The organism is Embleya sp. NPDC056575, assembly GCF_042793325.1.
GTDB lineage: Bacteria > Actinomycetota > Actinomycetes > Streptomycetales > Streptomycetaceae > Embleya.
Genome location: NZ_JBHTVA010000099.1, coordinates 1 through 23,550 on the forward strand (window position 1 = coordinate 1; position 23,550 = coordinate 23,550).

The window sequence follows — 23,550 nt, forward strand, 5'->3', positions numbered from 1 at the left end:
GCCGATTCGGCACGCCGGTCGACGCGTTCGGACATTCATCCGCAGTGGGTCACCCGGCCTGCCCTCCGGGGGCCGGGGGCCGACGCGGGATGCCGGTGGTGCTGATGTCGATCACGGCTCCCGTCGCGGTCGCCGACTCGCGCGCGGCGAGCAGCACGTACGGTCCGACGCCGTCCTCGGCCCGGACCGCGACGCCGAGCGCGGACTGCTCGGTCACGATGCGGTCGATGGGCACCTCCCGGGCGATCGTGGTGTCCGCCAGTCCCATCGCCTTCGGACCGCTCAGGCCGGTCGCCATCGGGCCCGGGGCGACCGCGTTCACCCGGATGTCCGGAGCCAGTTCGTAGGCGAGTTGCCGTACCAGGCCCAAGCCCGCGTGCTTGGCCGCGGTGTACACCGGCCCACCCCCGGGCCCGGGGTAGAAGGAGGCGTTGGACAGGGTGAACACGATGCTGCCGCGCGACCTGCGCAGCAGCGGCACCGCGGCCTTCGCGCCCAGCAGGTAGCCCTTGACGTTGACCGCGAACAACTCGTCGAAACCGGCGGCCAGGACGTCGGCGGGCGTGTCGGTCAACGACCGGGCGAAGTCCCACAGTCCGGCATTGCCGACGAAGGTGTCCAGGCCGCCGAACGCTTCCTCTGCGCACGCACACGCGCGCTCGTGATCCTCGTAGCGGGTCACGTCGCCGACCACGGTACGGATCGAATCGCCCAACACGGTGGTGAGTTCGTCCAGCCGCTCGGCGGACCGGTCCAACACGACCACCCGTGCGCCTTCGGCGACGAAGCGCTCGACCACGGCGCGACCGACGCCGGATCCGCCGCCGGTGACCAGGATCGACGAACCCTCAAGCCACCCCATGGCCGGTCCCTTCCGCGTCCCGGCCGCCCGCGTCCGCACCGACCGGGCGCGAACCGCCGGCCTCGGAGCCGATCGTGCCCGGGCATCGCCGCTCGCTCGAGGTGTCGTCGCCCCGGGCGATGCGCACGTACACATCCGCCCCGTCGACCCGCATCTCGTGCGTGGCCAGCGGCCGGTACGCGGGTGCGGCGAGCGCCGCGCCGGTGCGCAGGCAGAACTTGGCCAGGTGCAGCGGACATTCCACCGTACCGTCCTCCACCCAACCGTCCGCGAGGGAGAAGTCCTCGTGGGTGCAGGTGTCGTCGACGCAGAACAGCTCGCCCCCGGACCGGAACACCGACACCGGTGGGGTGGTGTCCAGCCGCACGGCCTGGTCCTCGGGGAACTCGTCGACCCGACCGGCTCGGATCCACGGCTCCCGGTTGTATTCGCTCATTGGAAGAGTCCGCTCACAGGAAGATGCTGATGCTCGGGGCCAGAAGCGTGGTGGTGTCCAGCACGATCCGGCGTCGGGCGATGTGGAATCCCGGCTCCTGCGGGATGCGGCGCAGCAGGTCGGTACGTTCGCCGAAGAAGGTGTCGTGGTGGCGTTCCGCCCGACTGCGCAGGACGTGGAAGTTGACCCGGACCTCGAACTCGCCGGATTCCAACCGGTTCGGTCGGATGTTGGTGAGCAACCGGCGGGTCCTGGAGGGGGGTTCCTCCGACCACGAGCGGCCGGAGGCCAATCGGCGTACGCGACCGGTCAGGAATGCCTTGTCGTCGTCGAAGAAGGCCGCCCCGTCCGGGCCGGCGATTTCCAGGTCGCGTTCGCGGACGGTTCGGGTGGTCCGGGTCGGCAGCCAGTAGTGGACGTCGTCGTCGAAGAGTTCCAACCAGTCCTCGAACTTCTGGTCGTCCAGGAGTTCGGCCTCCAGGTAGAGGAAGCGCTCGATGTCGTAGCGGGTCGCGAGGTCGACGTCGGTGCGTCGTTGTGGTGGTGGTGGTGTGGTGGTGGTGTTGCTCATGCGCGGTGTGCCTCCTGTTCCCGCTGCTGCCGGGCCTTGTCCCGCTCGGTGATCTCCGGCCAGCTCAGCCCCGACATCAGGTCGGCCCAGCGTCGGTACATGCCGCGGGCGGCCATCTCGGTGTACATGTCGTCGGTGACCCGGCCCGGCATCCCGTCGGTGCCGTGCCGCTCGTGGCCCAGGCCCATCCTCGCGTTGAAGGTGGTCTTGCGCGCCTGGTGGCCGCGCAGCACCTGTTGGATCTCCGTCCAGTTCTCGCCGTCGTCGGTCTCGAAGACGCCGGCCGCGCTGAAGGTGCGGATGGTGCTGGTGCGAACGGCTTGCTTGGCCCGCTCGTCGGCGTCCTTGGGCAGGTAGGTCCAGGACCAGACCTCGATCTGGCCGGGGCCGCGCGGATGCCAGACCCGCATGGTGTTGTTGATGGTCAGCCAGGAGAAGTTGGGGAAGACGGTGTTGTGTCCGTTGACGGCCAGCGCACGCTGTTCGCCGATGCGGCGGTAGATCTGTTCACGGTTGGCCACGACCCACGCGTCGAAGTCGGGCCCTGCCTGGGTGGGCACCATGTCGGGGCGCAGGCCGAAGCCCGAGCCGTGGCCGTTGCCGGCGTACTGCCGGCCGGGTGCGGCGGTGCTCTGCTGCTGGAACTCGGCCAGTATTGCCGGGTCTTCGATCAGGGCGACCAGTGCGGAGGCGTGCGAGGAGGGCACGTGGTACATGTCGCTCGCGAACTGTTCGGCGGCGAACTTCCAGTTGCAGTCGATGACCCATTTGGTGGCGCCGGGTACCAGGGTCAGGCCCGCGTCGTAGCGGTCGGCGAGGGCGTCGAAGTACCAGAGCATGTCGCCGAGGTAGTCCTCGAAGGAGGGTGCGCTCTCGTCCCACGTGCCGAAGATGAAGCCCTTGTGGTTGTGCAGGCGCGGCACCTGCGTCGGGCCCCACGCGGCCTTGTCGATCTCGTCGTGGTACGCCCGGTCCTGCATCGGCACGTTGACCAGTTCGCCGGCCAGGTTGTAGCCCCAGCCGTGATAGGTACAGGTGAACGCGCGGGCGACGCCCTCGTCGGCGCGGCAGATGCGCATGCCCCGGTGCCGGCACTGGTTCAGGAACGCCCTGACCGACCCGTCCCGTTGGCGAACCACCAGGACCGGGTCCTCGGCCATATAGGTCTGCACGAAGCTGCCCGGCTCGGGAATTTGGGTGTCGTGCGCCAGGAAGAGCCAGCTGCGGGCGAAGACCCGTTCCAGTTCGGCCTGGTAGACCTCGGGGTCGGTGTAGATGCCGGGGTTGATCAACCCTTGTTCGGGCTGTACCAGCTCGTTGACGTCGAACATGACGGGCTCTTTCTCGGTTCAGTCGGTCGTGGGGCCGGGCACGGCGGCGAAGCGGTGTCCCCAGTTGCTGGGCGACTCGTAATGGCTGACGGTCCAGTCCCGGTCGTCGATGACCCGGCCGTTGTAGCCGTATTCGATGTCGAAACCGGAGGGGGTGCGGACGTAGAACGAGGTCATCCGGTCGTTGCTGTGTTCGCCGATGGACAGCGGGATGGGCATCTCCTGTTCCTGGACGGCGTCCAGGGCCCGACCGACGGCTTCCAGGGTGGTGACTTCGAGCATCAGGTGGCCCAGGCCCGAGGCCGGTGCTCCCGGCAGGGCGGCGAAGGCGATGGAGTGGTGGCGGGGGTTGCAGTGCAGGAAGTGTGCGGACTGCGGGCCGAACGCGATCGTGTCGGAGAGTTTGAAGCCGAGGTGCTCGGTGTAGAAGGCGGCGGCTTGGGCGACGTCTTCGGCCAGCAGGAAGGTGTGGCCGATGCCGATCTCGCCTGCGGCGGTCTCGCCGGCGACGAAGGTGACGCCGCGGGGTGAGGTGAAGCCGGTCTTGTCGACACTCGGGCCCCAGTACGCCTCGAGGGTGTTCCCGGTCGCGTCGCGGAACACGATCAGGCCGCGGACCCGGCGACGTTCGGCCAGGTCGGGGTCCTCGTGCACCTCGATGCCGCGCGAGCGCAGCGTGTCGGCGAGGGCTTCCAACCGCTCTGCCGACCTGACCTCGAGGCCCAGGGCGACCAGGGACTGTGGGCCGGCGGGTTCGCCGGCTTCGATCGCCAGCCGCCACGAGCGGCTGTCGGTCTTGAACAGGAGGGTGTCCGGGTCGGCCGAGGGGGCGGGCTGCAATCCGAGAATCTCGGGGCCGAACCGCTGCCACGCCTCCAGGGGGCCTCGTACGACGACGTAGCCCAGGGCGCTCACGATGTTCATGGTCTGGTCCTGCTCCCTTGTTCGGTGGATGGCGGTGCGGGGACGAGTGCGCGGTGGGACGACTTTCGGGTGATACGGGAGGCGCGTGCGGTGGGCCTACAGGGCGCCGGCGAGGAAGGCGCGGGTCACGGCCTGGAATCGGTCGGCCTGTTCGATCTGCGCCCAGTGGCCGCAGTGCGGAACCAGGTACAGCCGGGCATTGGGGATCCGGCGGGCGAACCACTCGCTGCCCTCGGGCGGGACGATCACGTCCTCGCGTCCGTGCACGAGCAGCACGTCGTTGGTGATCCGCTCGAGCGCGATCTCGGGCAGCCCGGGGCCGGCGCCGGGTGCCATGGTGAAGGTCTGCCGGTGTGAGCGCTCGACTTCGGGGCGAATGGCCATCGCCAGGCGTTCCTCGGCGATGGCGCCGAGCCGGTCGCCGAACAGCGTGGGGTCGTACAGCATGAACGAGATCAACTCGGCCATCGATCGCGCGGTGGGGTCGTCGTAGAAGGTGATCAGCCGCATCATCGCGGCCGTCGGCGTGGTCGTGTTCCCCGCGCCGGCGGCGCCCATGAGGACGGCTTTGCCGAACCGCTCGGGAGCGCGGACCAGCAGGTGCAGCGCGAGTGCGCCGCCCAGCGAGTTGCCGACGAGGTGGACCCGCTCCAGGCCCAGTTCGTCGAGCAGGCCGAGACAGGCCGCGACGTTCTGCCGCAGGCGCGAGCCGGGCGGGGTGTGCTCGGGGTGGCTGGAGTCACCCCACCCGACCTGGTCCACGACCAGGCAGTCGTAGGCGTCGGACAGGGCGTCGATGGTGCCGGCGAAGTTGGACAGTCCGGTGGCGCCGGGCCCCGAACCGTGGAGGAAGAGAATCGTCTCGGCGTTGCCTTGGCCGGCGCGGTTGACCCGGAGGGTGTGTTCTCCCACCGTCACATCGGACGTGACGATCGTGTTGCTCATGTGTTGGGCTCCCATGGGGTGAGTCGCCTGGATGTCGCGTGGATGCCCCCCACGCGGGGCGGCACCCGTACAGGCGCGGGTGCCGCCGGGAAGTGGTCGACGGGCCGCTCGGTCGCGCCGTGGCGGGCGGGGTGTGGTGGTGATCGCATCCACGCCTGCGAGTCTCGGGCGCGCCGCGCACGCTTGGGGAGGATCGTTCCGGTGGCCGGGACACCCGGGTGGCACGGCCGTGCGGCCGGAGGGGTCGGTGTTCGGTCGTCCCGGCCGGCGGAACGGATCGCCCGTACTGCCGGACATCGCAGCCGCCGGCCTGTTGAATCGGCTGTACCCGGGGTACCGGGTGCTGTTCCGGGGTTGTGCCGCCGTGGCCGTGTGCTCGGTGCTCCCGGTCGTCCTGGGGACGGGACCGGTCCCGGTGTCGCGGGGCGGCATGACGATCGCGTCCATGATCGCCGCGCCGGTCGGTCGTGCGCTTCGGCGCCCGCTTCACTTTCGTGGCGGCCGGACTCGCGGGAGTGGGCGGGTTCGGTGTGCTGACCGCGGCGCACGATCGGCCGTACCGGGAGGTGACGGCGAGCTTCGCGATCGGGGTGATGGTGAGTCTGGGGTACGCAGCGATCCCGTCGCTGTCGGCCGAGTTCGTGCCCGAGTCCCGGATCGGCATGGCCGACAGCGCGCACACGTTGACCCGTTGGATCGGCGCGCCGCCGCGAGCAGCTTCGTCGCGGCGGTCCTGGCCGCGTTCACCGCGAACGGGAGGCCGCCGCGCGAGGGGGCGATCGCCGTACTGTCCGGATCGGGCGTGATCGCGGCGCTGACCGTGGTGTTCCTGGCCTGATTCGGCCTTCCCGCGCCGCGGGCCGCCGAGGCGGGGCTAGCGCGTGTCGTTCTCCCGGGCGGGGCCCTCTCGGCCCGCGTCATCCCTGATGGTGGCCAGGACCAGTTGGCGCAGGCGGTGGATCCCGGAGGGGATTCCGACCGCCTCGGCGTCGGTGAAGACCACCAGGCCGGCGGTGAACGACATGGTCAACTCCGCCAGTTCCAGGGCGAGTTGCGTCGGTTCGGAGACGCCGCAGCTGCGTGCGACCGGTTCGATCACCGTGATCAGCTCGGTCCGCACCCGACGGCGTGCTTCATGTACCAGCGGCGCGATGGTCCCGTCCTTGTCCTCCTGGAGTTGCAGCAGGAACATCAGCCGCATGAACAGCACCCGGTCGCCGATCACGTGCGCGGCCGCGTCGTAGAAGGCCCCGAGTCGGTCGAGCGGGTCACCGGGCAGGTCGTCCACGGCCGGCAGCGATTCGAAGAAGAGGCCGGAGGATCGTTCGAACACCGCCGCCAGGAGACCGTACTTGTTGGTGAAGTGATGGTAGATCGAACCCACCGGGAAACCGGAAGCCCGGCAGACCTGACCGACGGTCACGTCCGCATAGCCTCGGGTGCTGAACAGCCGCTCCGCCGCGTCCAGGATCCGGTCCCGGTTCGCGCTGGTCTTGTCCATGGCCGCCACCCTACCCACCGGTCGCAATCAGCCGACCGGCCGATCCGGCCGGGAGCGACCGGGAGATCGCCGCGGCAGTGCGGCGCAGCGGGTCGATCAGTACGGCGCCGCTGCCGGCCGCCGCCGCGAAGCCGACCGACACCGCGGCGACGGGCCGGCCGTCGACCAGCACCGGGACCGCGACGCAGGCCATCCCGTCGACGGCCTCCTCACGGTCGACGGCGTAGCCGACGGTCCGGATCGTGGTCAGGTGTCGGCGGATGAGCGCCGGTGAGGTCAGCGAATGGGTGGTGCGCCGTTCCAGTGGTGCGGCCAGTACCTCGGCGACGGTGCGTTCCGTCGAGTGGGCGAGCATGGCCTTGCCGATCGCGGTGCAGTGGGCCGGGAGTCGACCGCCGACCAGGGCCGGGGAGCGGTCGTATCGGCGGCTGCGGAGCTTCTCCAGGTAGACGGCGTCGCCGTCGCGCAGGATCGCGAGATGCAACGTCTGGCCGGTCACCCGATGCAGCTCCTCCAGGTGCACCAGGGCGGCGTCGCGCAGCGCGACCTCCGGAGGGAGCGTGCCGAACGAGAACATCCGCAGTCCCATCCGGTAGCCCTCGCTGTGCTGCTCGACCGCGCCGACCTCGAGCAGCATCGCGAGCACTCGATGCGCGGTGGACTTGGGCAGCCCGCTTCGGCGCACGATCTGGGCGAGTGTCAGCACACGCCGGCTGTGACTGAACGCCTCCAGCACGCGAAACGCCTTCCACAAGACCGACGGAGCCGCATCCGCCCCGGCCCCGAGCCCGGCCTTCGCCGTCGATCGATCCGTCGTATCCATGTCCATGTCCTGACTCCATCTCGACACAGCCCTAGAACGGAGACTCTAGAATCGATATTCTAGACATTCGTCGGCGGGCGAGGTCAACCGGGATCGCTCGACCGGGCCACGTAGCGAGTCGATGGACAGGGACCAGGGCACGGACATCGCGCGGCTCTGGTCGTCCGGCAACGCGTCGGGTTCGGGCAACCGCTCGGCGAGCAGACGCCGATAGGCCGCGCATTCCATGGCGGCGCCCCGGGGGTGGTCGGGGCGCAGGGGACGGGGACTGTTGGGCGGCCGAATCCGGCACGGCTCCGGGCCCGATCGGCGTCCCGTGCCGTCGCGCGGGTTCACGCGTCGCGCCGTCGCAGCGTCGCCGTCGCGATGCCCGCAGCGGCGGCCCACATCGCGAGGATGAGCAGTGCCGGGCCTCGGCCGTATGGGGCGGGGGTGTTCGCGGTGAAGCGGGCGCCGGCGGCCTGCGGAAGTGCCTGCGCCACGTCGTGTGCGGCGGCCGCGCCGGTGGCGGACAGGGTCACCGGGGCGAGGATCAGCAACACGAACATCGTGACGAGGGTGGCGGTCGCGTTGCGGGTCAGCGCCGCCAGACCGAGGGCCAGGAGACTCGTGAGCGTCGGATGGACGGCGATGGCGACCGTGCGGTCGAGCGCGCGCACGCGGTCGAACCCGGTGGTCTCGAACGCCAGGGCGCCGGCGAGGATGCCGAGAGCTCCGAGCACACATCCGATCGCGAGGACGACGACTGCCACCGCGATGCACTTGGCGAGCATCAGCCGGGTGCGATCGGGGACACACTGCAACGTGGTGACGATCGTGCCGGTGACGTATTCGCCGGTGACCGATGACGCCGCGAGGGCGGCCGTGACGAACACGACCGGGTACATCGCCACGGGGGTGGCCGGATCGCTCACCCTCGCCGCGGCGTCCGCGCCCTGCTCGGCGTGCGTGGCCAGGCCCAGGAGCGTGGTGCCCGCGGCCATGGTGACGACCGCCGCGAGCAGGAGCATCCAGGTCGAGCCCAATGACCGGAGTTTGGTCCACTCGGCGGCCACGGCTCCCGGCAGACCGCCGCCCCGGACCCGGCGAAGGGCCCGTGGTCTCGCCGCCGGGAGCGCGCCGTCGCGCATGGACGCCGTCATGGTGCGGCCACCTCGTGTCGCCCGCCGGATCCGTCACGCCGGCCCGAGAACTCGACGCTGCCGCCGACGAGTTCCACGTACGCGTCCTCCAGTGACGTCTCGACCGCGCGTAGTTCGTGCAGTGCGACACGCAACTCGTGGGCGACGTCGCCGACACGCTCGGCGGTGTGACCGGTGACGACCATCACCGTCGGCGCCGACCACCGCACGCAGGCCCCCTCGACGGCCAACCGCCGTGCGAGCGCGCGCAATCGGTCCGGTTCGGGTCCCCGGACCCGCACGATCGGGCGGGACGCGTGCGCGAGGAGGTCCGCGATCGGGCGGTGGGCGATGAGCCGGCCCCGCCCGAGGAGCACCAGCCGATCGGCGACCGTCTCCATCTCGCTCATCAGGTGGCTCGACACGAACACCGTGCGTCCCTCGGCCGCCGACCCGCGCAGGAAGGCGCGCATCCACACCGCGCCGTCGTGGTCGAGGCCGTTGACCGGCTCGTCGAGCAAAAGCACCGCCGGATCGCCCGGAATTGCGCCCGCGATACCCAGCCGCTGCCGCATGCCCAAGGAAAACGAGCGGGCGGGCCGCCCTGCCACATCGGCGAGCCCAACGAGATCGAGCACCTCGTCCACGCGCCGCGCGCCCAGCCCATTGCTGCGGGCCATGGCGAGCAGGTGCCGATGGGCACTGCGCTTCGGATGCACGGCGCCGGCGTCGAGCAGGGCACCGACCCGGCGCAGCGGATGGGTCAGTTCCGCGTAGGGTTTCCCGTCGATCAACGCGGTGCCCGCCGTCGGACGGTCCAGGCCCACGATCATGCGCATCGTCGTGGACTTTCCCGCGCCGTTCGGACCGAGGATGCCCGTCACCGCGCCGGATGCGACATCCAGCGTCGGATCGTCGACGACGGTCCTGCTCCCGTACCGCTTGGTCAGACCCTTCAGGGCGAGCATCGTCACCCATGTCCTCTCGTTCGGCGCGAGAGCGGCCACCGGACGGCCCACGCCGTCGCGGCGTCCCGGCCGGGCCGCCCCGAGAGGCGACCCGGCGGTATCAGGGTCAGTTCGCCGGCAACGTCCGCAGATGCCGCCGGCGCCGGAGCCGGAGCGCGGAGACCACGGCCAACGCGAGCGAGAACAGGAGGGCGCACGCCAGGCCGTGGGCGACGCCGCGCACGAGGAAGCCGGTATCGGTGTGGTCGATCGCGTAGGTACCGATCTCGCGCCCCGACCAGAACGGCATCAGTCGTGCCGTGGTCGTCGCGGGGTCGGCGACCATCTGCATCCCGACGGTGACGAGCAACAGCAGCGTGCCCTCGAACTCGCCTGACACCACGGCGCCCAGGAGCAGGCCGAACGGTGCCGCCACGGCCACACACAGCACCATCGCCACGGCGAGCGCACCGTGGCGCACGTGTGGTTGATCCACCACGACGAGCGCCAGGTAGGGCAGCGTCACCACCGTCCCGATCAGCCACAGGGCCGACATCCTGCCCATCCACAGGTGGTGGGCACGGTAGCCCGAGAGGCGCAGCCGCGGGTCGATGGCGCGCCCGCTGTGCGCGACGAACACGGCGGAGCCGCTGATCGCCCAACTCAGGCCCACGAACAGGAACCTGATCGCCTGTCCGGGGTGCTCGGCGCGTTGGAGCAGATAGAACGGCAGCGGAAACAGCAGCAGGAGGAAGAGCACCGCGCGGCGGCGCAGGATTTCCCGACCCGTCATCTCGGCTATGGTCGACAGTCGCCTCACCGCGGTTGGGTTCCCTTCGGATGGTGCCGGCCGCGAACACCCCGGGCCGCGTGGGGGGATGGCGTCAGGTCGACGACGGTGTCGGCGCGTTCGAGCCGGTCGAGCAGGTGGGTGACCGCGACGATCGCCCGGCCCTCGTTCGCCCATTCCCGGACCCGGTCCCAGAAGTACCTGTACGAATCGCGGTCGAAGCCCTGGTAGGGCTCGTCGAGGAGGAGTACGTCCGGGTCTCCGAGCGCGGTCAGGATCACCTCGAGTTTCTGTCGGGTGCCGCCCGACAGGCGCGCGGCCGCGATGGGCGCCGGCCGGGGCCACCACAGGTGTTCGGCCAAGGCCCGACCGGCTCCGCGCGAGCGGTCGCGACCGAGCCCGCGACCGGCGCCGACGAGGACGAAATGCTCGTCGGGGGTGAGGAAATCGCTGGTTCCCCCGCCCTGCGGGCAGTAGCCGATCGAGCCGCGCACCACGACGCGGCCCGCGTGCGCGCGCTCGACTCCCGCGCAGATGCGCAGGAACGTGCTCTTGCCGCAGCCGTTGGCGCCGACGATCGCGGCCACCTCGCCGGCGTGCACGGTCAGGTCCACGTCGTGCAGCAGGCGGTGCCGGCCGTGCCGCTTGCCGATGCCCGTGGCCTGCAGCCGAGGCGCCTCCGCGCGAACCACCCGTCGTCGCGCCGGAATCGGTGGCGTGCCGAGGCTTTCGTGTACCGCCGCCGCGTAGGCCGAGGGTGTACCGAACGCGCGGGCGGGGTCCTCGCCCGCGTCCCACAGATGGGCCCGGGCCTCCCCCAGCACCCGGGTCACCTGATCCTCCGGCAGCCCGCGGAGTCGGAGCTCACCCGCCAACACGTCGAGCCAATCGGGATCGTCGATCACTGTCGCACCCCTTCCAACATCGTGCCCACACGCGCGGCGAACACGGACCATTCGTCCGCCGCGGCGCGCAGTTCCCCCTCGCCCAGGGGCGTCGACCGGTAGTACTTGCGAGCCGGGCCCGCATCGCCCACACCCCAACGCGACGAGATCAACCCGTCGCGTTCGAGGCGCAGCAGGACGGGATACAACGTGCCACCGCGAATCGCGCCGAGGCCGGCCGCCTCCAGCGCCTGGGCGAGCCGATACCCGTAACTCTCACCGTCGGCAAGCAGGCTCAGGACGCACAAGTCCAGTACGCCACGCAGCCATTGGCTGTGCCGCTCCGCATTCATGCGGCGATACAGTAGCAGGGCTATCTAGCTGGTATCGCTGACTAGTGTGCCCGTCGGCCCGGCCGGGAGGGGGCGTCGTACGGATGTTCACGAGGCGGGAAGTGGGAGACGTTTGTGAGTGTCGTTCGGCGAGTTCGGCGAGTTCGGTGCGAATGGCGGGAATGGTGGGTCGGTCGCGGACCTCGCCGGGTGCTTCGTGGTGGGCGGCGGTGCCCTGTTCGGGTTTGCCGAGTTGCCACCAGGCGCGCCACACCCTCACCAAGGGCACCGGGGCGAGATACGTCCGGATCTCGCGGAGGGCGGGCCGCCACTGTCTCGAACGTTCGGTCGGCCCCAGAACTTTCGTAGGGCGGCGTTGACGACGGCGGGCTCCTGGGTGTGCGGGTAGTACCCGGGTACCCGCAGGAGGCGGCCCCCGAGGGAGTCCGTGAGGGACTCGGCCACGGCCACGAGGGGTAGCCCCACATGCTCGCGGTACGCGACCGGTGCGTGCTCCCAGGACCCGCAGATCACCAGAACCGGCGGAGCGGCGTCCCGGATGGCCTCCAGCGGGATCTCCGCCTCCCAGATGGGGCGTTCCCCCATCGAGGTGGCGACGGCACGGAGTCGGCGCGGGGTGGGCTCGGGCATGGCCATCCCCAATCCCTCGGTGGACGCACGCAGATACCGCTCCGGGGTGACGTCGTCCGGGATGCCCGGGGCGCCGTCGCGCATCCGGTCGAGCAGGTCGGCGACGATGGGATGGTGGGCGGCGGCCGTGAAGGCGGAGGGCTGGACGAGGGCGAGGGAACGGACGAGGTCGGGTCGGCGGGCGGCGGCGATGAGCGCGGCGACGGCACCGTTCCCGTGCCCCACCAGGTGTGCGCCACCGAGCCCCGCGGCGAAGGTCTCGCCGAGAACCTCCACGATGTCCTCGGCATCGATCTCGAAGTCGCTGCGCGCGGTGTCCGGGCTGTCCCCGTAACCCCGGCGATCCATCAGGAGCAGCCGCCGGCTGTCCGCGAGGGGGCGTTGCCCGGCGAACCCGTACGTGGGGTCGCTGCCCCAGGTGAAGATGTTGTGGACGAAGAGGGCGGGGGCGGCAGCGGTCATCGGGGACACCGGGACCGCCGAAGCCGTCGGGCCCGGGTTTTCCCCGCCCCGATCGCGGTCGTCCCACACGGTCACGTGCACAGCCATGAGTTCACCTTCCCGGGGCCGAAATATGTCGACTCCCGTGAGACCGATGGGTAGGTCGTGTAATCGGGGGCGTCGAGCAGGCCGAGCCACCCGTCGTGCCCAAGGCGTCTCGCCCTGTCGTGGCACGCGGACCGGCCCCATGCGCGTCGAGGCCGGCGCGGCCGAATCACCGCCCCCTGTCGGGCCGTTCCCTCCGGCGCCGGATCGTTCGTACCCCGTCGGGTGGCGCAGGCCCGGAGGGATCGCCCCGCGTCTATGCGAGGTCCAAGGGGGCCGGGTCGCGGCCGTCCCAGATGCGGCGGGAGGCGGCTTCCGGGTACGGGACGGTCCTCGACTCGACATCCAGGACGCGGGTGAGCCGCCGGTCGGGCCCGTGGGCGGGCCATCCGGGGTTCCCGGTCGCGGCGAAGCGCACCCATGCCCGCTGTAGTTCCCGGGATACCGCCGAGACATCCGGTGTCGGCCGGTCGCCGAAGAAGTGTCGGCCGATGGGGCTGTCCAGGGTGCCGAAGGCCAAGGGGACGTCGAGGCTGTGGCAGGCGCCGAGGAGTCCGCCGCCCGCCGGGGCCGCGAGTCCCAGCTCGAACAGGAACGACGTACCGCCGGCCGCCCGGTTCGCTTCGGCCAGGCGCAGTGAGGGCATCCGGAAGAGGGCGTCGGAGTGCACCAGTTCGAGCAGTTCCTCGGGCGTGGCCGTGGGATGGGCGGCCCGGTAGGCGTCGGCGGCGGCCGGTGTCGGGGCGAACAGGTCCAGGGCGGTTCGGGTTTCGTCCTCGGTGTAGGTGCCCAGTCGCCCCATCATGACGCTGAAGAGTCGGAATTCGTCGCGGGTGTGGCCCACGAGGAGTTCGATTCCGTTCGCTCGACCGTCGGCCAGGGCCTTCCAGGGTGTTTCGGTGAGCACTTCGCCGTCGAGGACCGGGCATACGGCGACGCCGATCCGCGCGAGCCGGCCCCACCTCTCGCGGTGGTCGGCGAGATCGGCGCCGAGGGCGGTGAGTTCGCCGGCCAGGCGCGAGGGGGCGATGTCCGAGAGGGCTTGGACGTCGGGCACCGTCCCGGCCCGGGCCGCGAGCGCGGCGGCGACCTCTCGGGCGAGGTCGCGGGTGCACAGAAGGCCCGGCACCGAGTGGGCGATGGCTCTGCGGAACAGTCCGCGCGCGTGCTTCATCGTCAGCAGCGCCGCGATCGACCCGGCCCCGGCGGATTGTCCCGCAACGGTGACCCGGTCGGGGTCTCCGCCGAAGGCGGCGATGTTGCGCCGTACCCAGTGCAGGGCCGCGATCTGGTCCAGGAGCCCGCGATTGGCCGGGGCGCCCTCGACGAGGGCGAAACCCTCGACGGCGACCCGGTAGTTGATGCTGACCACGACCAGCCCGGCTCCGGTCAGCGCCGCAGGATCGTACATCGGGTCGCCCGAACTCCCCGCGATGTAGGCGCCGCCGTGGATCCACACCAGCACGGGCAGCCCGGCCGCCCCCACCGTCGGGGTGGCGACGTTGAGGGTGAGCCAGTCCTCGCCGACCGACCGCTCCGCCGTCGGCCCCGCCTGCGGGACCACGGGGCCGAACTCGCCGGCCTGTCTCGTCCCCTCCCATCCCTCGATCGGGGCGGGTGCCCGGAAACGCAACGGCCCCACCGGTGGCCGGGCGTAGGGGATGCCCCGGAAAACCGCGTGCCCTCCCCACACGCGCCCTTCGACGACCCCCTCCGCGGTGTGCGCTCGTGGTCGTTCGGACATGCCACCCCTTCCTCTTCGCACGGGCTCCAGCTTTTACCGGTCAACTGTATTATGTCAACCGTATTGAAAAGGAGGCCGACGATGCCCAAGCAGGTGGACCATCGCGAACGCCGCGAGACGATCGCCCGAGCACTGTGGCGCGTGGTGGAACAACGCGGCATCTCGCACGCGAGCGTGCGCGAAGTGGCCCAGGAGGCCGGGATCTCCCACGGCGCGGTGCAGCACTACTTCGCCACCCGGGAGGAGATGTTGGTCTTCGCGATGGACTTCGCGTCCGAACAGACCTCACTGCGCGTCGCGGAACGTGTCGCGGAACTCGGCGACGCGCCGCATCCGCGCGACGTGCTCCGAGTGACGCTCACGGAGATGCTTCCGCTGCATCCCGAAGCACGCGCGACGAGCCGGATGAGCGCCGCCTACGTCCTGGAGGCCCTGCACGACGCGCACATCCACACACGCGCACGCGAGGGCCTGACCCACGGCCGCGACCTCGTCGAACACCTCGTCCGCCAGGCCATCACCGACGGCCACATCGACCCCGACCGCGACCCGGCGATCGAAACCAACCTGCTCCTGGCACTCACCGGCCTGACCCCGCTCGTCGAGTTGGGCGTCATCGAACCCCGGGAGGCCACGACCACGATCGCCCGCCACCTCGACCGCCTGTTCACCACTCGGCCCTGACCGCGTCGCGACATCGACGATCACGCGGCCCGGACACCCGGCTCCATCGGCGCACCCACCACACGACCGCACCGACGGGGAGCGTCCCACCGTCCGCGGTGTTCGAACCGCAGCGCCCGGAATCCCGGCTATCGCGGGCCTCGACGTCCCCCGGGCCGATCCGGGGGACAGCGTGCCCAAGGCTCTCGACCCGTGCGGTCCGCGCGCTCGTTCGGGCTGGTCGTCACCATCCGCGAGGCGGGCGCGCCCACCCGCGTCGAGGACACCGCATCGTGCGCGGCACCGGAGCGCACGTCGTCGAGCCCGACGGGGACACCGTCACCGAGGACACGCTCCACGTCGGCGGCGACGTCCACCGCCGCACCACCGCCGGAACCCGGGAACACGACATCGCGCGCGAGGACACCACCCCCGCGACCGCCAAGCGCTCGAAGTCCTTCGGGGGTTGATCAGGCTGCCAAGGCGACGGAGATTCTTTTTGTCGGTCGACAGGTGTGTGTCGGTCGAGCCGGGCCGGCTGATCGTCCCGTTCGGAGGCGGTGAACTTCCAGTCGCCGAGGGCCGAGGGCGCTCACGCGGCGGAGCGGCCCTTGATCGCGTCGCTGAGGGCGGTCTGCTCTTCGTCGGGAAGGCGACGCTCGGCGTGGAGCATGCGCAGGGCCGTGGTGATGCGGTCCTCGTCCTCGGGTGTGCCGAGGCTGCCCATGTACGGGGGCAACAGCAGAGTCAGGGCTTCGAGGTCCGCGCGTGCGCAGAGCTTGGTGAGGAGTTCGCCGACCGGGTCTTCGCGCTGCTGTGGTGCCATCGGGGTGGTGGCACGCAGTCCTGCGGCGATGCGGTAGCGGAGCCATTGCCGGTGGGGGCCGTCCGGGACGTCGTCGATGTGCTTGGCGGCGGACTCGAAGTGTTCGCGGGCCCGGTCGATTCGGCCCAGGTCCCGGTGGGCCCGGGCCATGTTGCCGTGGAGGGAGGCGTAGAAGCCGCGGACACGGTCGTCGCCGACCTTGTCGGCCCGGTTCAGACATTCCTCGTTCCAGCGCAGGGTCTCCTGCGGCGTAGGCTGGTGCCGGGCGAGGTAGTGCGCGGCGATGCAGGCGTCGTAGTCGTCCTCGGCCGCTTCCCACGCTTGAAGGAACAGGTCCCGGGCTCGGGCGTCTTGTCCTTCGGCCTCGGCCTGCATGCCCTGGACGCACAACTGCACGACGATGTTCTCGGGGTCGGTCATGGTTCTCCTGAGGTGATGAGGGCACGGCGTCGAGGGAGGATCAACTGGAGGTGTCGAGGGCGACCGGCATGACCGGGGTGGTGAAACCGCCCTGGTCCGCGGAACGCACCATGGCAGGTCGGTCGGCGGCGGCGATCTCCGGCAGGACGTCGGGCCCGACGCCGGCCTCCAGAGCGGAAGCCGGGTCGGAGGCCGCGGCCGGCACCACCCGGCGGACAGCGCCGGCCGACTCCACGCCGCCGATTCGTACTTCCGTCATGCCGTCGGCAGTCGCAAGGGATCGCAGAACCACCACGATGGCGGTCTCGGCCGCCTGCGTTCGGTCCCGCATCCTCTCCAGGTGCCGCTCCGGCACCTCTCGACCCTCGCGCTCGGTCCCGTCGAACACCACGGCAACCTCAGCCGGCGGCGGTCCCGCATCTCGCAGACCGCGCAAGACCCGCCGCGAGAAGGCGCCAATGCCGGGTGGTTCCGCGGTGCCGTCCATGGCCCCGATTGTCGACGTTCATCCAACGTGAAGGTCAACTCGCCCGTCCGCCGTGTTCCACGCGTGCACCCGGCACGGGAGCTTCCTCGGCGTCGACCCCCGCAGGACTTCGAGCCCGACCACGTAGGCGGCGATGACTGCGGCCGGAGGCCCCAGTTCGTCGGGTCTCGCCCCCGGGACCCGGCAGGCGAATCCCGGGATCAGCGTGCGTCCTCGGTGAGGAAGTCGAGCAGGATCTGTCGGCTGGTCTGGGAGGTGATGCTGCCGTACGCGTCGTCGAAGGCGTGTTCGGCGAAGGGCAGTTTCCTGATCTCGGTCGGGACGCCGTTCCCGCGGAGCGTGTCGCCGAAGTCGGTGATGGTTTCGGGGCGGGCGCTGCGGTCGCGGTCGCCCACCACGAGCAGGGTGCGGGGCAGGCCGGCGCGGATGTCGGAGGTCGGGGACACCTCGCGGTAGCGGTCGGGGTATTGCTGGGGCGTGCCTCCGGTGAACAGTTCCGCCGCTTCGCGGGTTCCGGCCACGTCGTTCTTCCACATGTGGGTGACGTCGGTGCCGGGGTAGAAACCGATCACGGAGGCCGGGGGTTCGGGGGTGGTGCCCTCGGAGGCTTCGATGGTGCCGTTGTGGAGGCGGTACGCGGCGTTCATCGCCAGGGTGCCGCCGGCCGACATGCCGCCGAGCGAGATTCGCGAGGTGTCGAGGCCGTACACGTCGGCGTTCTTGCGCACCCAGCCCAGAGCGGAGACGAGGTCCTGGGGGGCCTGGTTCCAGGTGGGGTGATCGCGTTCGGCCAGGCGGTAGTCGACGGCGAAGACGGCGACACCGTGGTCGGCGAGCCAGCGGCCGGTGCCGCGCAGGTCGCTCTTGTCGAAGGTGTGGAAACCTCCGGAGTGGGCGAGCACGACGGCCGGGACCTTCTTGCCCGGGGATTTCCCGGGCAGGTACGCGTCCACCCGCAGCGGCCTGCCCTCGGGACTGGCGTACGTCTCGGTGGCGTTCGGCTTCGCCGCCGGGTAGCCGAGCTCGGTGAACACCTGATCCAGGGAGACGTCGACGCCCGCGTTCCAGGCGGCTCGGAGCTGGGTTCCGCCGATGGCCAGCGCACCGACGGAGCACAGCGTCGCGACGATCGTGACCACGCGTCCCCAGCGCACCAGGCCGGCCCACCAGGCGAGCCCGGCGAGGACGACCGCGACGAGGGCGATCAGGGCCACATGGAAGGGATATTGCCCACCGACGACCGGCCCGATCACTCCCGCCTTGGGGATGCCGGGAAAGTAGGCGCCCAGGACGATCGCGAGGGTCGTGAACGCGAGAAACGAGGCCAGGGCGGCGGATGCGCCGCGCAGGATCCGGATCGGCCGGCCGGTCGACGCGGCGGAGCTTCTGGACGTGGTCATGGCTTGTACTCCCGGCGCTGGTGCGTGCGGCGGCTTTCACCGTCCGCGGACTTGTCGCGAGCCGCGAAGCCCTCGAAGCCACGTACCGGGTGGCGAGGACCGACTCACACAAGAAAGGTAGAAACCGGGCACCCGCTCCGGCCTCCCGCCGCAGAGCCATTGCCTGCTCTGGCTCTCAGGTATGGGGCCCGCGGAAGACACCGGGGCCCACGCCGCCGCACCCCGCGAGAATCACAGGTTGGTGCGGCCGGGAACGACCAGACCCGTCTCGAAGGCGAAGACGGCTGCCTGCGTGCGATCCCGCAGCTGGAGCTTGTGCAGGATGTTGCCCATGTGGGTCTTGACGGTCTGCTCGGCGACCACGAGTTCGGCGGCGATCTCCGCGTTGGACAATCCCTGGGCGACCAGCGCCAGAACCTCGCTCTCGCGGTTGGTGAGCACGTCGATCCGCACCTGGGCCGGCGGTTTCGCGGAGCCGCTCAGCCGGGAGAATTCCGTGACGAGTCGCCTGGTGAGCTCCGGCGACAGCAGAGCGTCACCGGCGGCCACGACACGCACGGCGTCGGCCAGTTGCACTCCGGAGGCGTCCTTGAGGAGGAACCCGCTCGCACCTGCCCGCAGCGCCTCGTACACGTACTCGTCGAGATCGAAAGTGGTCAGGACCAAAATCCTGGTCGTCAGGTCGGTCTCCCCGGTGATGCGGCGGGTGGCTTCGATACCGTTCAGCCCGGGCATCCGGATGTCCATGACGATCACGTCGGGCCGAAGCTCCTCGGCCTTGGCCACCGCCTCCAGGCCGTCCTGGGCGGTCGCGACGACCTCGATGTCGCGATGAGCGCCGAGAAGCACCGAGAATGCCTCGCGAATCATCGCCTGGTCGTCGGCGATCAACACTCGGATCGTCATACGGTGTGTTCCTTGTCTGTGTTTGTTCGGACGTCCGGGGCGGTGGGCACCGGCAGCACCGCCGTGACCTCGTAGCCACCGTCGGATGTGGGGCCTGCGGAGAGCTCTCCGCCGAGCATCGCGGCACGTTCGCGCATGCCCAGGAGGCCGTGTCCGGCGCCCGGGGAGGACCGGGTGGTCCGCCCTCCGGCGCTGTTGCGGATCCGTACGCGAAGGGCCTCGTGCGCATAGGCGAGTTCGACGCGGGCCGTGGCGCCGGGGGCGTGACGCAGGGTGTTGCTGAGGGACTCCTGCACGATGCGGTAGGCCGACAGTTCCACACCCTCCGGGAGCGGGCGGCGGACCCCGGAGGTCACCGCCCGCACGTCGAGCCCGGCCGCTCGCACGCCGGTGAGCAGGTCGTCGAGCCGCGCCAGGGTGGGCTGCGGCGCGTCGGGAGCGTGGCCGCCGGAACGGTCCTCGGCACGCAGCACGCCGAGGAGTCGACGCAGTTCGGTCAGTCCCTCCAGGGCGCCCGCGCGGATGTCGGCCAATTCCGCGACCAACTCCCGGGGCGGATCCGCGACCCGGTACGGGGCGGCGTCGGCCCGGATCGCGATGAGGGACATGTGGTGCGCGACCACGTCGTGCAACTCGCGTGCGATGCGGGCGCGTTCCTCCAGGACGGTACGGTGCGCCCGCTCCCGCGCGAGCGCCACCTCCTGTTCCGCGAACCGGGCGCGGGCCTCCCTCGTCCTGCGCACCCCGGTCGCCGCGCCCCAGACGAGGGCGAACATCACCAGCACGATCACCGTGAAGTACCAGGGCCCCATGTCGGCACCGGCCCCCCGGAGCCCCAGCAGCAGCGCGGCGCTCGGGAGCACCGTCTCGGCCGTCACCCGCGGCGGGTTGCGCAGCGCGACCAGGAACAGGAGCCCGGCGTGCACGGCCCACGCCCATCCCATGTACGGCCCGAAAGGCCCCCAGAGCGAGAACACCGGCAACATCGCCAGGGACAACCACCAGGCCGGGATCGGCCGGCGCAACGCCACCACGAGAAGTGCCGCGTGGATCATCCCGACGGGCCTCAGCGGAATGTCCTCGGTGGCGGAGACCGCCGCGAACACCGCCACCGCGACGACCGCGACATGCGGCAACCACCTCAGTGGCCTCGGCCCGCCCATGGGCGGCATCGGCTGCGGAACGGGCGTCAGCAGATCACTCCGAACAATCCTCAGCGCCTCGCGCACCGTCCCCTTCTCGGCCTTCTCCATGCGATCAGTATCAACCAGCCGGTTCACGACCCGGCCGCGCCGCCCCGCGACATCGCCCGGGGCCCGCACCCGCCGCCGACGGCTGCGGACAGCGCCGATTCCTCACGAACGGCCCGACCGGGACCACGGACGCCGTGGGACGTCGACGAGGCGAAGGCGCCGGTCACCGTGCGCACGCGCGTCTTGTATCAGGCGGCCGGCTTCCATTGGCCGGCCGAACCGACCTCACGGGACGTCGCCATCCCGGAGCCCACGGCTCCGGGAATTTCCGCACCACGAACGCCTACGCAACGCATCACCCCGACTCGGAGCCCACCCGGACGCGCTCACGTTCAAAAATCGCCGCGCGTCCGCGTGCCGACGCAACCACATCGCCTCGCCCCATGGTCAGCCGTCGTGGAAACCGGTGTCGACGCCGGGATGGCGGAACCCGATCCCGCCGTGGATGTCCGTGCTCACGGTCGCCCGTGCCGGCGCACCGCCGACCGGCGGACGTTCGACGCCGCCCCGGCCGGTTCCGTCGTCGGGGCCGGGACCCGAAGATCCCTTCGCATGAGAACGCACATCGTCTCGTAGCGGCGGATCGACCCGTCCGGAGCCTCCTCGTCCCAGGCGTCGGGAGCGCGCCCGTGGGCGGCGTAGCCCAGGCGTTCGTACAGAGCCCGGGCCCGGGGGTTGTCCTCCTCCACCGCGAGTTCCGCGGTGTGCAGGCCGCGTTCGGTGATCCTTCGTTCGGCGGCCCGCACGAGCAGCGTGCCCAGGCCGCAGGACCGCAGGGCCGGGTGCACGGCGAGTTGCCACAGGGTTCCGGCGTCGTCGCGGGCCCGATAGTCGACGCCGCCGATCGCGATCGGCAGATCCACCGGGGTGCACAGGGCCAGGTAGTCCACCTCGCCGACCGTCGCCCGCTCCAACGCCAGTTCCACATGGCGCAGGTGGGTGGCCGAGCCCGACCAGGTGCAGGCGGGCAGGTCGCGGGGCAGGAGTGCCCGCACTCGCACGGGCATGACGACGACGGGGTCGCGGGAGTCGTGTGGAGTGATCACAGCCGTCAGCATCCCGACTCGGGCAACCGCACGGCAACGCATTTGCCTCGCCGGGGCACCGCGATCCGGCCCGACGCCCTGCGACGTGCCCCGCGCTATCGGCCGACACTGGTCGACCCCTACCGCGACCACCTCCGCACACGCCGCGCGCGGCGACCGGCAGTCACGGCGCGCGGGAGGCCGCGCGACCCCCGTCCGCACCGACGGCGGCTCACCCGATATCGGACACGCCGCCGGCACCCCGGCCGGGCCGGATTCGGCAGGCGGTAGCGCCGGGCCGTCTCGGACCGGCGGTACCGGGCTCGCCTCGTCCCGGTCCGTACAGGTCGGGGCCGGGTTCGGCGAGCCGGTCGACGTGGGGAGGCGGGTTTTCGACGGGGGCTGGCGCTGCGCCCGGCGACGTGTGTCCGACCGATCGGCTGCGGATTCGAGTTCCGGTTGTCGGCGCGGCGCCGGGTCGTTCCCTTCCCGTGTGGGAGCGCCCGCGACGGCTTGTGCTACTCCAGCAGAAAGTCGTACACCGCCTGCCGTCCGGCCGGGTTCGCCGCCCTGTTCTGCACCGAGTGCGCCGCCCCGGGCACGATCACGATCCGCGGATCGTGCACCGATCGGGCCTGCTGGTGGAGCAGTTCGTACGGTGTGGACAGGTCTCGTTCGCCACCGAGCAGCAGCACCGGCACGTTCGGCAGTCGGCGGTGGTCCGGCGGCGTCGCGGGCACTCGTTCGCGCGGCCAGTCGAGGCAGACCAGGAGGCTGCCGAGCCCGGTGGCGGTCGCCGGGTCGTAGGGCCAGGTCTGCTCGGCCGTCAACCGCCGCCCCGTGCGCTCCAGCGCCGCGGCGCGGCCCGCGACAGGGGTATCGGTGGTGCCCCATGGGAAGTGCGAGTCGGCGCACAGGGCGGCGGAGTGCAGCCCCTGGCTGAGTTCCTCGGCCGGCGCGGCGTCGACCTGCAGGCGGACGAGTTCGAAGAGGTCCCGGAGCTTCGCGGGCTGCCCGGCGGCGGCCTCGTGCAGGATCTCCGGAACCCCCGCGTAGTCCGGGTCGACGAAACCGTAGCCGGTGAGCGTGCTCAGGATCTGCGCTCCGTTGCCGTAGCGCCGAACGGTGGCGGCGAGGTCGGCGGCCGGGTCGGTGGTGCAGCCGGTGGCCAGGCAGGCGGCCCGCAGGACCCGGGCACTCGCGGGCATCGCGGCCAGGTCCAGCGGGTCGTAACCCTGTTGCGGCACCACCGAGTCGAGCACCAGCCGGGTCACGCGCGTCGGGTGGGCGAGAGCGTACCGTTCGGCGACGAAGCTGCCGTACGAGACCCCGTCCAGGGTCAGGCGCCGGTCGCCGAGGGCACGGCGGAGCAGGTCGATGTCCGCGACGGTGTCCGCCGTGCTGTAGTGACGGGCGTTCGGGCCGAGAGCGGCGGCACACTCGGCGATCGACTGCCTGCGCGGTACGGCGAGGTCGGAGGAGCCCATGTCCTCCTGGAGGCCCGGGCACCGGAGCGCGCGCCGACCGGTGCCGCGCTGGTCGAACATCACCAGCCGGTAGGACTTGAGAACGGGCTCCAACCGACTCGCCATGCGCCTGATCGCCGGGACACCGGGCTGACCGGGGCCGCCGGTGAGGAACAGCAGGTCGCCCCTGGGCGCCGTGGTGTTGCCGGTGACGGCCACGTCGAGGTCGAGGGTGCCGGGAGTGGCACCGCTGTGGTCGAACGGGACGGTCAGGGTTCCGCACGTGAACTCGGGGGCGTCCGGGCACGGTGCCCGGCGGGTGATCCCGCCGACGCGGGCGGCTTCGCCCGGGGCGGCGACAGCGGCCGGCGTGGTGCCGACGATCACCGCGACGGCGCCCAGCAGGGCAACGACGCGGCCACACACGCTCGTCATGTTCGTCCTCCACTCACACCGCGTCCGCACCGACACGGGACATGGGACATGGGACATGGGAAACAGCCTGGACCGCGACGGCACCCGCGCCGTCCGGACTCGCCGCGCGGTGAACCGTCAAGACCCGGACAGCCCAGCCCCGCGGACGCCGTGCCGGGCGCTCGCGGCCTACCGGGGGCGAATCGAACGGCGGGGCGTCGGGTGGCGGGTTCCGCGCTGCCGTGGCGCAGGATCGTCCCCCACGAAACAGGCACACGGAGC

Annotated in this window: 25 protein-coding genes and 1 pseudogene; 3 read left to right on the plus strand and 23 right to left on the minus strand. The window is 71.1% G+C overall.

The features are described 5' to 3' along the window. Nucleotides 1-49: 49 nt before the first annotated feature. The 6 genes and pseudogenes from hcaB to ACFRCG_RS44085 form a co-directional block, all read right to left on the minus strand. On the minus strand, nucleotides 50-862 hold the full coding sequence (gene hcaB, locus ACFRCG_RS44060; protein ID WP_380042290.1) for a 3-(cis-5,6-dihydroxycyclohexa-1,3-dien-1-yl)propanoate dehydrogenase: 813 nt from the start codon (nucleotides 860-862) through the stop codon (nucleotides 50-52). Between the two features lie 115 nt (nucleotides 863-977). Continuing rightward, nucleotides 978-1,298 (minus strand): annotated as a pseudogene (locus ACFRCG_RS44065) (bifunctional 3-phenylpropionate/cinnamic acid dioxygenase ferredoxin subunit); the annotation flags it as partial. Nucleotides 1,299-1,311: 13 nt separating this feature from the next. Continuing rightward, nucleotides 1,312-1,869, minus strand: coding sequence for an aromatic-ring-hydroxylating dioxygenase subunit beta (locus ACFRCG_RS44070; protein ID WP_380042291.1), 558 nt, complete (start codon nucleotides 1,867-1,869; stop codon nucleotides 1,312-1,314). Beyond that, the gene (locus tag ACFRCG_RS44075; protein WP_380042292.1) at nucleotides 1,866-3,200 is read right to left on the minus strand and encodes an aromatic ring-hydroxylating dioxygenase subunit alpha; all 1,335 of its coding nucleotides are present in this window, start codon (nucleotides 3,198-3,200) and stop codon (nucleotides 1,866-1,868) included. Before ACFRCG_RS44075 ends, ACFRCG_RS44070 begins: the two co-directional genes overlap by 4 nt. Nucleotides 3,201-3,218: 18 nt before the next feature. After that, the gene (locus ACFRCG_RS44080; protein ID WP_380042293.1) at nucleotides 3,219-4,124 is read right to left on the minus strand and encodes a VOC family protein; all 906 of its coding nucleotides are present in this window, start codon (nucleotides 4,122-4,124) and stop codon (nucleotides 3,219-3,221) included. Between the two features lie 96 nt (nucleotides 4,125-4,220). Next, on the minus strand, nucleotides 4,221-5,069 hold the full coding sequence (locus tag ACFRCG_RS44085; protein ID WP_380042294.1) for an alpha/beta fold hydrolase: 849 nt from the start codon (nucleotides 5,067-5,069) through the stop codon (nucleotides 4,221-4,223). 691 nt (nucleotides 5,070-5,760) lie between these two features. On the opposite strand from ACFRCG_RS44085, the gene ACFRCG_RS44090 reads away from it, so the two are divergent. Continuing rightward, nucleotides 5,761-5,907, plus strand: coding sequence for a hypothetical protein (locus ACFRCG_RS44090; RefSeq protein ID WP_380042295.1), 147 nt, complete (start codon nucleotides 5,761-5,763; stop codon nucleotides 5,905-5,907). Nucleotides 5,908-5,943: 36 nt separating this feature from the next. Here the strand turns inward: ACFRCG_RS44090 and ACFRCG_RS44095 are convergent, their stop codons facing one another. The 10 genes from ACFRCG_RS44095 to ACFRCG_RS44140 form a co-directional block, all read right to left on the minus strand. After that, a complete protein-coding gene (locus ACFRCG_RS44095; protein WP_380042296.1) occupies nucleotides 5,944-6,570 on the minus strand; it encodes a TetR/AcrR family transcriptional regulator in 627 nt (208 codons plus the stop codon). Nucleotides 6,571-6,580: 10 nt separating this feature from the next. After that, nucleotides 6,581-7,399: an IclR family transcriptional regulator gene (locus ACFRCG_RS44100; protein ID WP_380042297.1), complete on the minus strand. Its 819-nt coding sequence runs from the start codon at nucleotides 7,397-7,399 to the stop codon at nucleotides 6,581-6,583. 39 nt (nucleotides 7,400-7,438) lie between these two features. Then, a complete protein-coding gene (locus tag ACFRCG_RS44105) occupies nucleotides 7,439-7,621 on the minus strand; it encodes a hypothetical protein (RefSeq protein WP_380042298.1) in 183 nt (60 codons plus the stop codon). 104 nt (nucleotides 7,622-7,725) lie between these two features. Continuing rightward, nucleotides 7,726-8,535 carry an ABC transporter permease gene (locus ACFRCG_RS44110; RefSeq protein WP_380042299.1) on the minus strand — a complete coding sequence of 270 codons (810 nt, stop codon included), beginning with the start codon at nucleotides 8,533-8,535 and terminating at the stop codon, nucleotides 7,726-7,728. Beyond that, nucleotides 8,532-9,482, minus strand: a complete 951-nt coding sequence (locus tag ACFRCG_RS44115) for an ATP-binding cassette domain-containing protein (protein ID WP_380042323.1) — start codon at nucleotides 9,480-9,482, stop codon at nucleotides 8,532-8,534. The genes ACFRCG_RS44110 and ACFRCG_RS44115 overlap by 4 nt, the downstream gene beginning before the upstream one ends. Before the next feature lie 106 nt (nucleotides 9,483-9,588). Continuing rightward, nucleotides 9,589-10,254 carry a hypothetical protein gene (locus ACFRCG_RS44120; protein ID WP_380042300.1) on the minus strand — a complete coding sequence of 222 codons (666 nt, stop codon included), beginning with the start codon at nucleotides 10,252-10,254 and terminating at the stop codon, nucleotides 9,589-9,591. A gap of 23 nt (nucleotides 10,255-10,277) precedes the next feature. Beyond that, nucleotides 10,278-11,156 carry an ATP-binding cassette domain-containing protein gene (locus tag ACFRCG_RS44125; protein ID WP_380042301.1) on the minus strand — a complete coding sequence of 293 codons (879 nt, stop codon included), beginning with the start codon at nucleotides 11,154-11,156 and terminating at the stop codon, nucleotides 10,278-10,280. Beyond that, nucleotides 11,153-11,488, minus strand: coding sequence for a PadR family transcriptional regulator (locus tag ACFRCG_RS44130; protein WP_380042302.1), 336 nt, complete (start codon nucleotides 11,486-11,488; stop codon nucleotides 11,153-11,155). Before ACFRCG_RS44130 ends, ACFRCG_RS44125 begins: the two co-directional genes overlap by 4 nt. A 255-nt stretch (nucleotides 11,489-11,743) precedes the next feature. After that, nucleotides 11,744-12,667, minus strand: a complete 924-nt coding sequence (locus ACFRCG_RS44135) for an alpha/beta fold hydrolase (RefSeq protein ID WP_380042303.1) — start codon at nucleotides 12,665-12,667, stop codon at nucleotides 11,744-11,746. A 253-nt stretch (nucleotides 12,668-12,920) separates the two neighbouring features. Beyond that, nucleotides 12,921-14,408, minus strand: coding sequence for a carboxylesterase/lipase family protein (locus tag ACFRCG_RS44140; protein WP_380042304.1), 1,488 nt, complete (start codon nucleotides 14,406-14,408; stop codon nucleotides 12,921-12,923). A gap of 81 nt (nucleotides 14,409-14,489) precedes the next feature. On the opposite strand from ACFRCG_RS44140, the gene ACFRCG_RS44145 reads away from it, so the two are divergent. Continuing rightward, nucleotides 14,490-15,092, plus strand: a complete 603-nt coding sequence (locus ACFRCG_RS44145; RefSeq protein ID WP_380042305.1) for a TetR/AcrR family transcriptional regulator — start codon at nucleotides 14,490-14,492, stop codon at nucleotides 15,090-15,092. Between the two features lie 272 nt (nucleotides 15,093-15,364). Then, nucleotides 15,365-15,541, plus strand: a complete 177-nt coding sequence (locus tag ACFRCG_RS44150) for a hypothetical protein (RefSeq protein WP_380042306.1) — start codon at nucleotides 15,365-15,367, stop codon at nucleotides 15,539-15,541. A 122-nt stretch (nucleotides 15,542-15,663) separates the two neighbouring features. Here ACFRCG_RS44150 and ACFRCG_RS44155 read toward each other — a convergent pair whose 3' ends face one another. From ACFRCG_RS44155 to ACFRCG_RS44185, 7 genes are all read right to left on the minus strand, one after another. Further along, the gene (locus ACFRCG_RS44155) at nucleotides 15,664-16,317 is read right to left on the minus strand and encodes a hypothetical protein (protein WP_380042307.1); all 654 of its coding nucleotides are present in this window, start codon (nucleotides 16,315-16,317) and stop codon (nucleotides 15,664-15,666) included. Between the two features lie 40 nt (nucleotides 16,318-16,357). Next, nucleotides 16,358-16,804 carry a hypothetical protein gene (locus tag ACFRCG_RS44160; protein WP_380042308.1) on the minus strand — a complete coding sequence of 149 codons (447 nt, stop codon included), beginning with the start codon at nucleotides 16,802-16,804 and terminating at the stop codon, nucleotides 16,358-16,360. Nucleotides 16,805-17,004: 200 nt separating this feature from the next. Beyond that, nucleotides 17,005-18,204, minus strand: coding sequence for an alpha/beta hydrolase (locus tag ACFRCG_RS44165; protein WP_380042309.1), 1,200 nt, complete (start codon nucleotides 18,202-18,204; stop codon nucleotides 17,005-17,007). Nucleotides 18,205-18,435: 231 nt separating this feature from the next. Further along, entirely contained in the window at nucleotides 18,436-19,110 is a 675-nt protein-coding gene (locus ACFRCG_RS44170; RefSeq protein ID WP_380042310.1) for a response regulator, read from the minus strand. Further along, nucleotides 19,107-20,363, minus strand: coding sequence for a sensor histidine kinase (locus ACFRCG_RS44175; RefSeq protein ID WP_380042311.1), 1,257 nt, complete (start codon nucleotides 20,361-20,363; stop codon nucleotides 19,107-19,109). The genes ACFRCG_RS44170 and ACFRCG_RS44175 overlap by 4 nt, the downstream gene beginning before the upstream one ends. Nucleotides 20,364-20,818: 455 nt before the next feature. Next, the gene (locus ACFRCG_RS44180) at nucleotides 20,819-21,421 is read right to left on the minus strand and encodes a GNAT family N-acetyltransferase (protein WP_380042312.1); all 603 of its coding nucleotides are present in this window, start codon (nucleotides 21,419-21,421) and stop codon (nucleotides 20,819-20,821) included. A gap of 485 nt (nucleotides 21,422-21,906) precedes the next feature. Then, on the minus strand, nucleotides 21,907-23,289 hold the full coding sequence (locus ACFRCG_RS44185) for an alpha/beta fold hydrolase (protein WP_380042313.1): 1,383 nt from the start codon (nucleotides 23,287-23,289) through the stop codon (nucleotides 21,907-21,909). Between the last annotated feature and the right edge of the window lie 261 nt (nucleotides 23,290-23,550).

What these genes read in the sequence shown, in the direction of transcription:
- ACFRCG_RS44155 (WP_380042307.1), bottom strand. Translation starts at nt 16,317, where the DNA reads ATGACCGACCCCGAGAACATCGTCGTGCAGTTGTGCGTCCAGGGCATG.
- ACFRCG_RS44095 (WP_380042296.1), bottom strand. Translation starts at nt 6,570, where the DNA reads ATGGACAAGACCAGCGCGAACCGGGACCGGATCCTGGACGCGGCGGAG.
- ACFRCG_RS44180 (WP_380042312.1), bottom strand. Translation starts at nt 21,421, where the DNA reads ATGCTGACGGCTGTGATCACTCCACACGACTCCCGCGACCCCGTCGTC.
- hcaB (WP_380042290.1), bottom strand. Translation starts at nt 862, where the DNA reads ATGGGGTGGCTTGAGGGTTCGTCGATCCTGGTCACCGGCGGCGGATCC.
- ACFRCG_RS44185 (WP_380042313.1), bottom strand. Translation starts at nt 23,289, where the DNA reads ATGACGAGCGTGTGTGGCCGCGTCGTTGCCCTGCTGGGCGCCGTCGCG.
- ACFRCG_RS44140 (WP_380042304.1), bottom strand. Translation starts at nt 14,408, where the DNA reads ATGTCCGAACGACCACGAGCGCACACCGCGGAGGGGGTCGTCGAAGGG.
- ACFRCG_RS44130 (WP_380042302.1), bottom strand. Translation starts at nt 11,488, where the DNA reads ATGAATGCGGAGCGGCACAGCCAATGGCTGCGTGGCGTACTGGACTTG.
- ACFRCG_RS44170 (WP_380042310.1), bottom strand. Translation starts at nt 19,110, where the DNA reads ATGACGATCCGAGTGTTGATCGCCGACGACCAGGCGATGATTCGCGAG.
- ACFRCG_RS44080 (WP_380042293.1), bottom strand. Translation starts at nt 4,124, where the DNA reads ATGAACATCGTGAGCGCCCTGGGCTACGTCGTCGTACGAGGCCCCCTG.
- ACFRCG_RS44105 (WP_380042298.1), bottom strand. Translation starts at nt 7,621, where the DNA reads ATGGAATGCGCGGCCTATCGGCGTCTGCTCGCCGAGCGGTTGCCCGAA.
- ACFRCG_RS44110 (WP_380042299.1), bottom strand. Translation starts at nt 8,535, where the DNA reads ATGACGGCGTCCATGCGCGACGGCGCGCTCCCGGCGGCGAGACCACGG.
- ACFRCG_RS44120 (WP_380042300.1), bottom strand. Translation starts at nt 10,254, where the DNA reads ATGACGGGTCGGGAAATCCTGCGCCGCCGCGCGGTGCTCTTCCTCCTG.
- ACFRCG_RS44085 (WP_380042294.1), bottom strand. Translation starts at nt 5,069, where the DNA reads ATGAGCAACACGATCGTCACGTCCGATGTGACGGTGGGAGAACACACC.
- ACFRCG_RS44145 (WP_380042305.1), top strand. Translation starts at nt 14,490, where the DNA reads ATGCCCAAGCAGGTGGACCATCGCGAACGCCGCGAGACGATCGCCCGA.
- ACFRCG_RS44175 (WP_380042311.1), bottom strand. Translation starts at nt 20,363, where the DNA reads ATGGAGAAGGCCGAGAAGGGGACGGTGCGCGAGGCGCTGAGGATTGTT.
- ACFRCG_RS44075 (WP_380042292.1), bottom strand. Translation starts at nt 3,200, where the DNA reads ATGTTCGACGTCAACGAGCTGGTACAGCCCGAACAAGGGTTGATCAAC.
- ACFRCG_RS44100 (WP_380042297.1), bottom strand. Translation starts at nt 7,399, where the DNA reads ATGGACATGGATACGACGGATCGATCGACGGCGAAGGCCGGGCTCGGG.
- ACFRCG_RS44070 (WP_380042291.1), bottom strand. Translation starts at nt 1,869, where the DNA reads ATGAGCAACACCACCACCACACCACCACCACCACAACGACGCACCGAC.
- ACFRCG_RS44135 (WP_380042303.1), bottom strand. Translation starts at nt 12,667, where the DNA reads ATGGCTGTGCACGTGACCGTGTGGGACGACCGCGATCGGGGCGGGGAA.
- ACFRCG_RS44165 (WP_380042309.1), bottom strand. Translation starts at nt 18,204, where the DNA reads ATGACCACGTCCAGAAGCTCCGCCGCGTCGACCGGCCGGCCGATCCGG.
- ACFRCG_RS44160 (WP_380042308.1), bottom strand. Translation starts at nt 16,804, where the DNA reads ATGGACGGCACCGCGGAACCACCCGGCATTGGCGCCTTCTCGCGGCGG.
- ACFRCG_RS44115 (WP_380042323.1), bottom strand. Translation starts at nt 9,482, where the DNA reads ATGCTCGCCCTGAAGGGTCTGACCAAGCGGTACGGGAGCAGGACCGTC.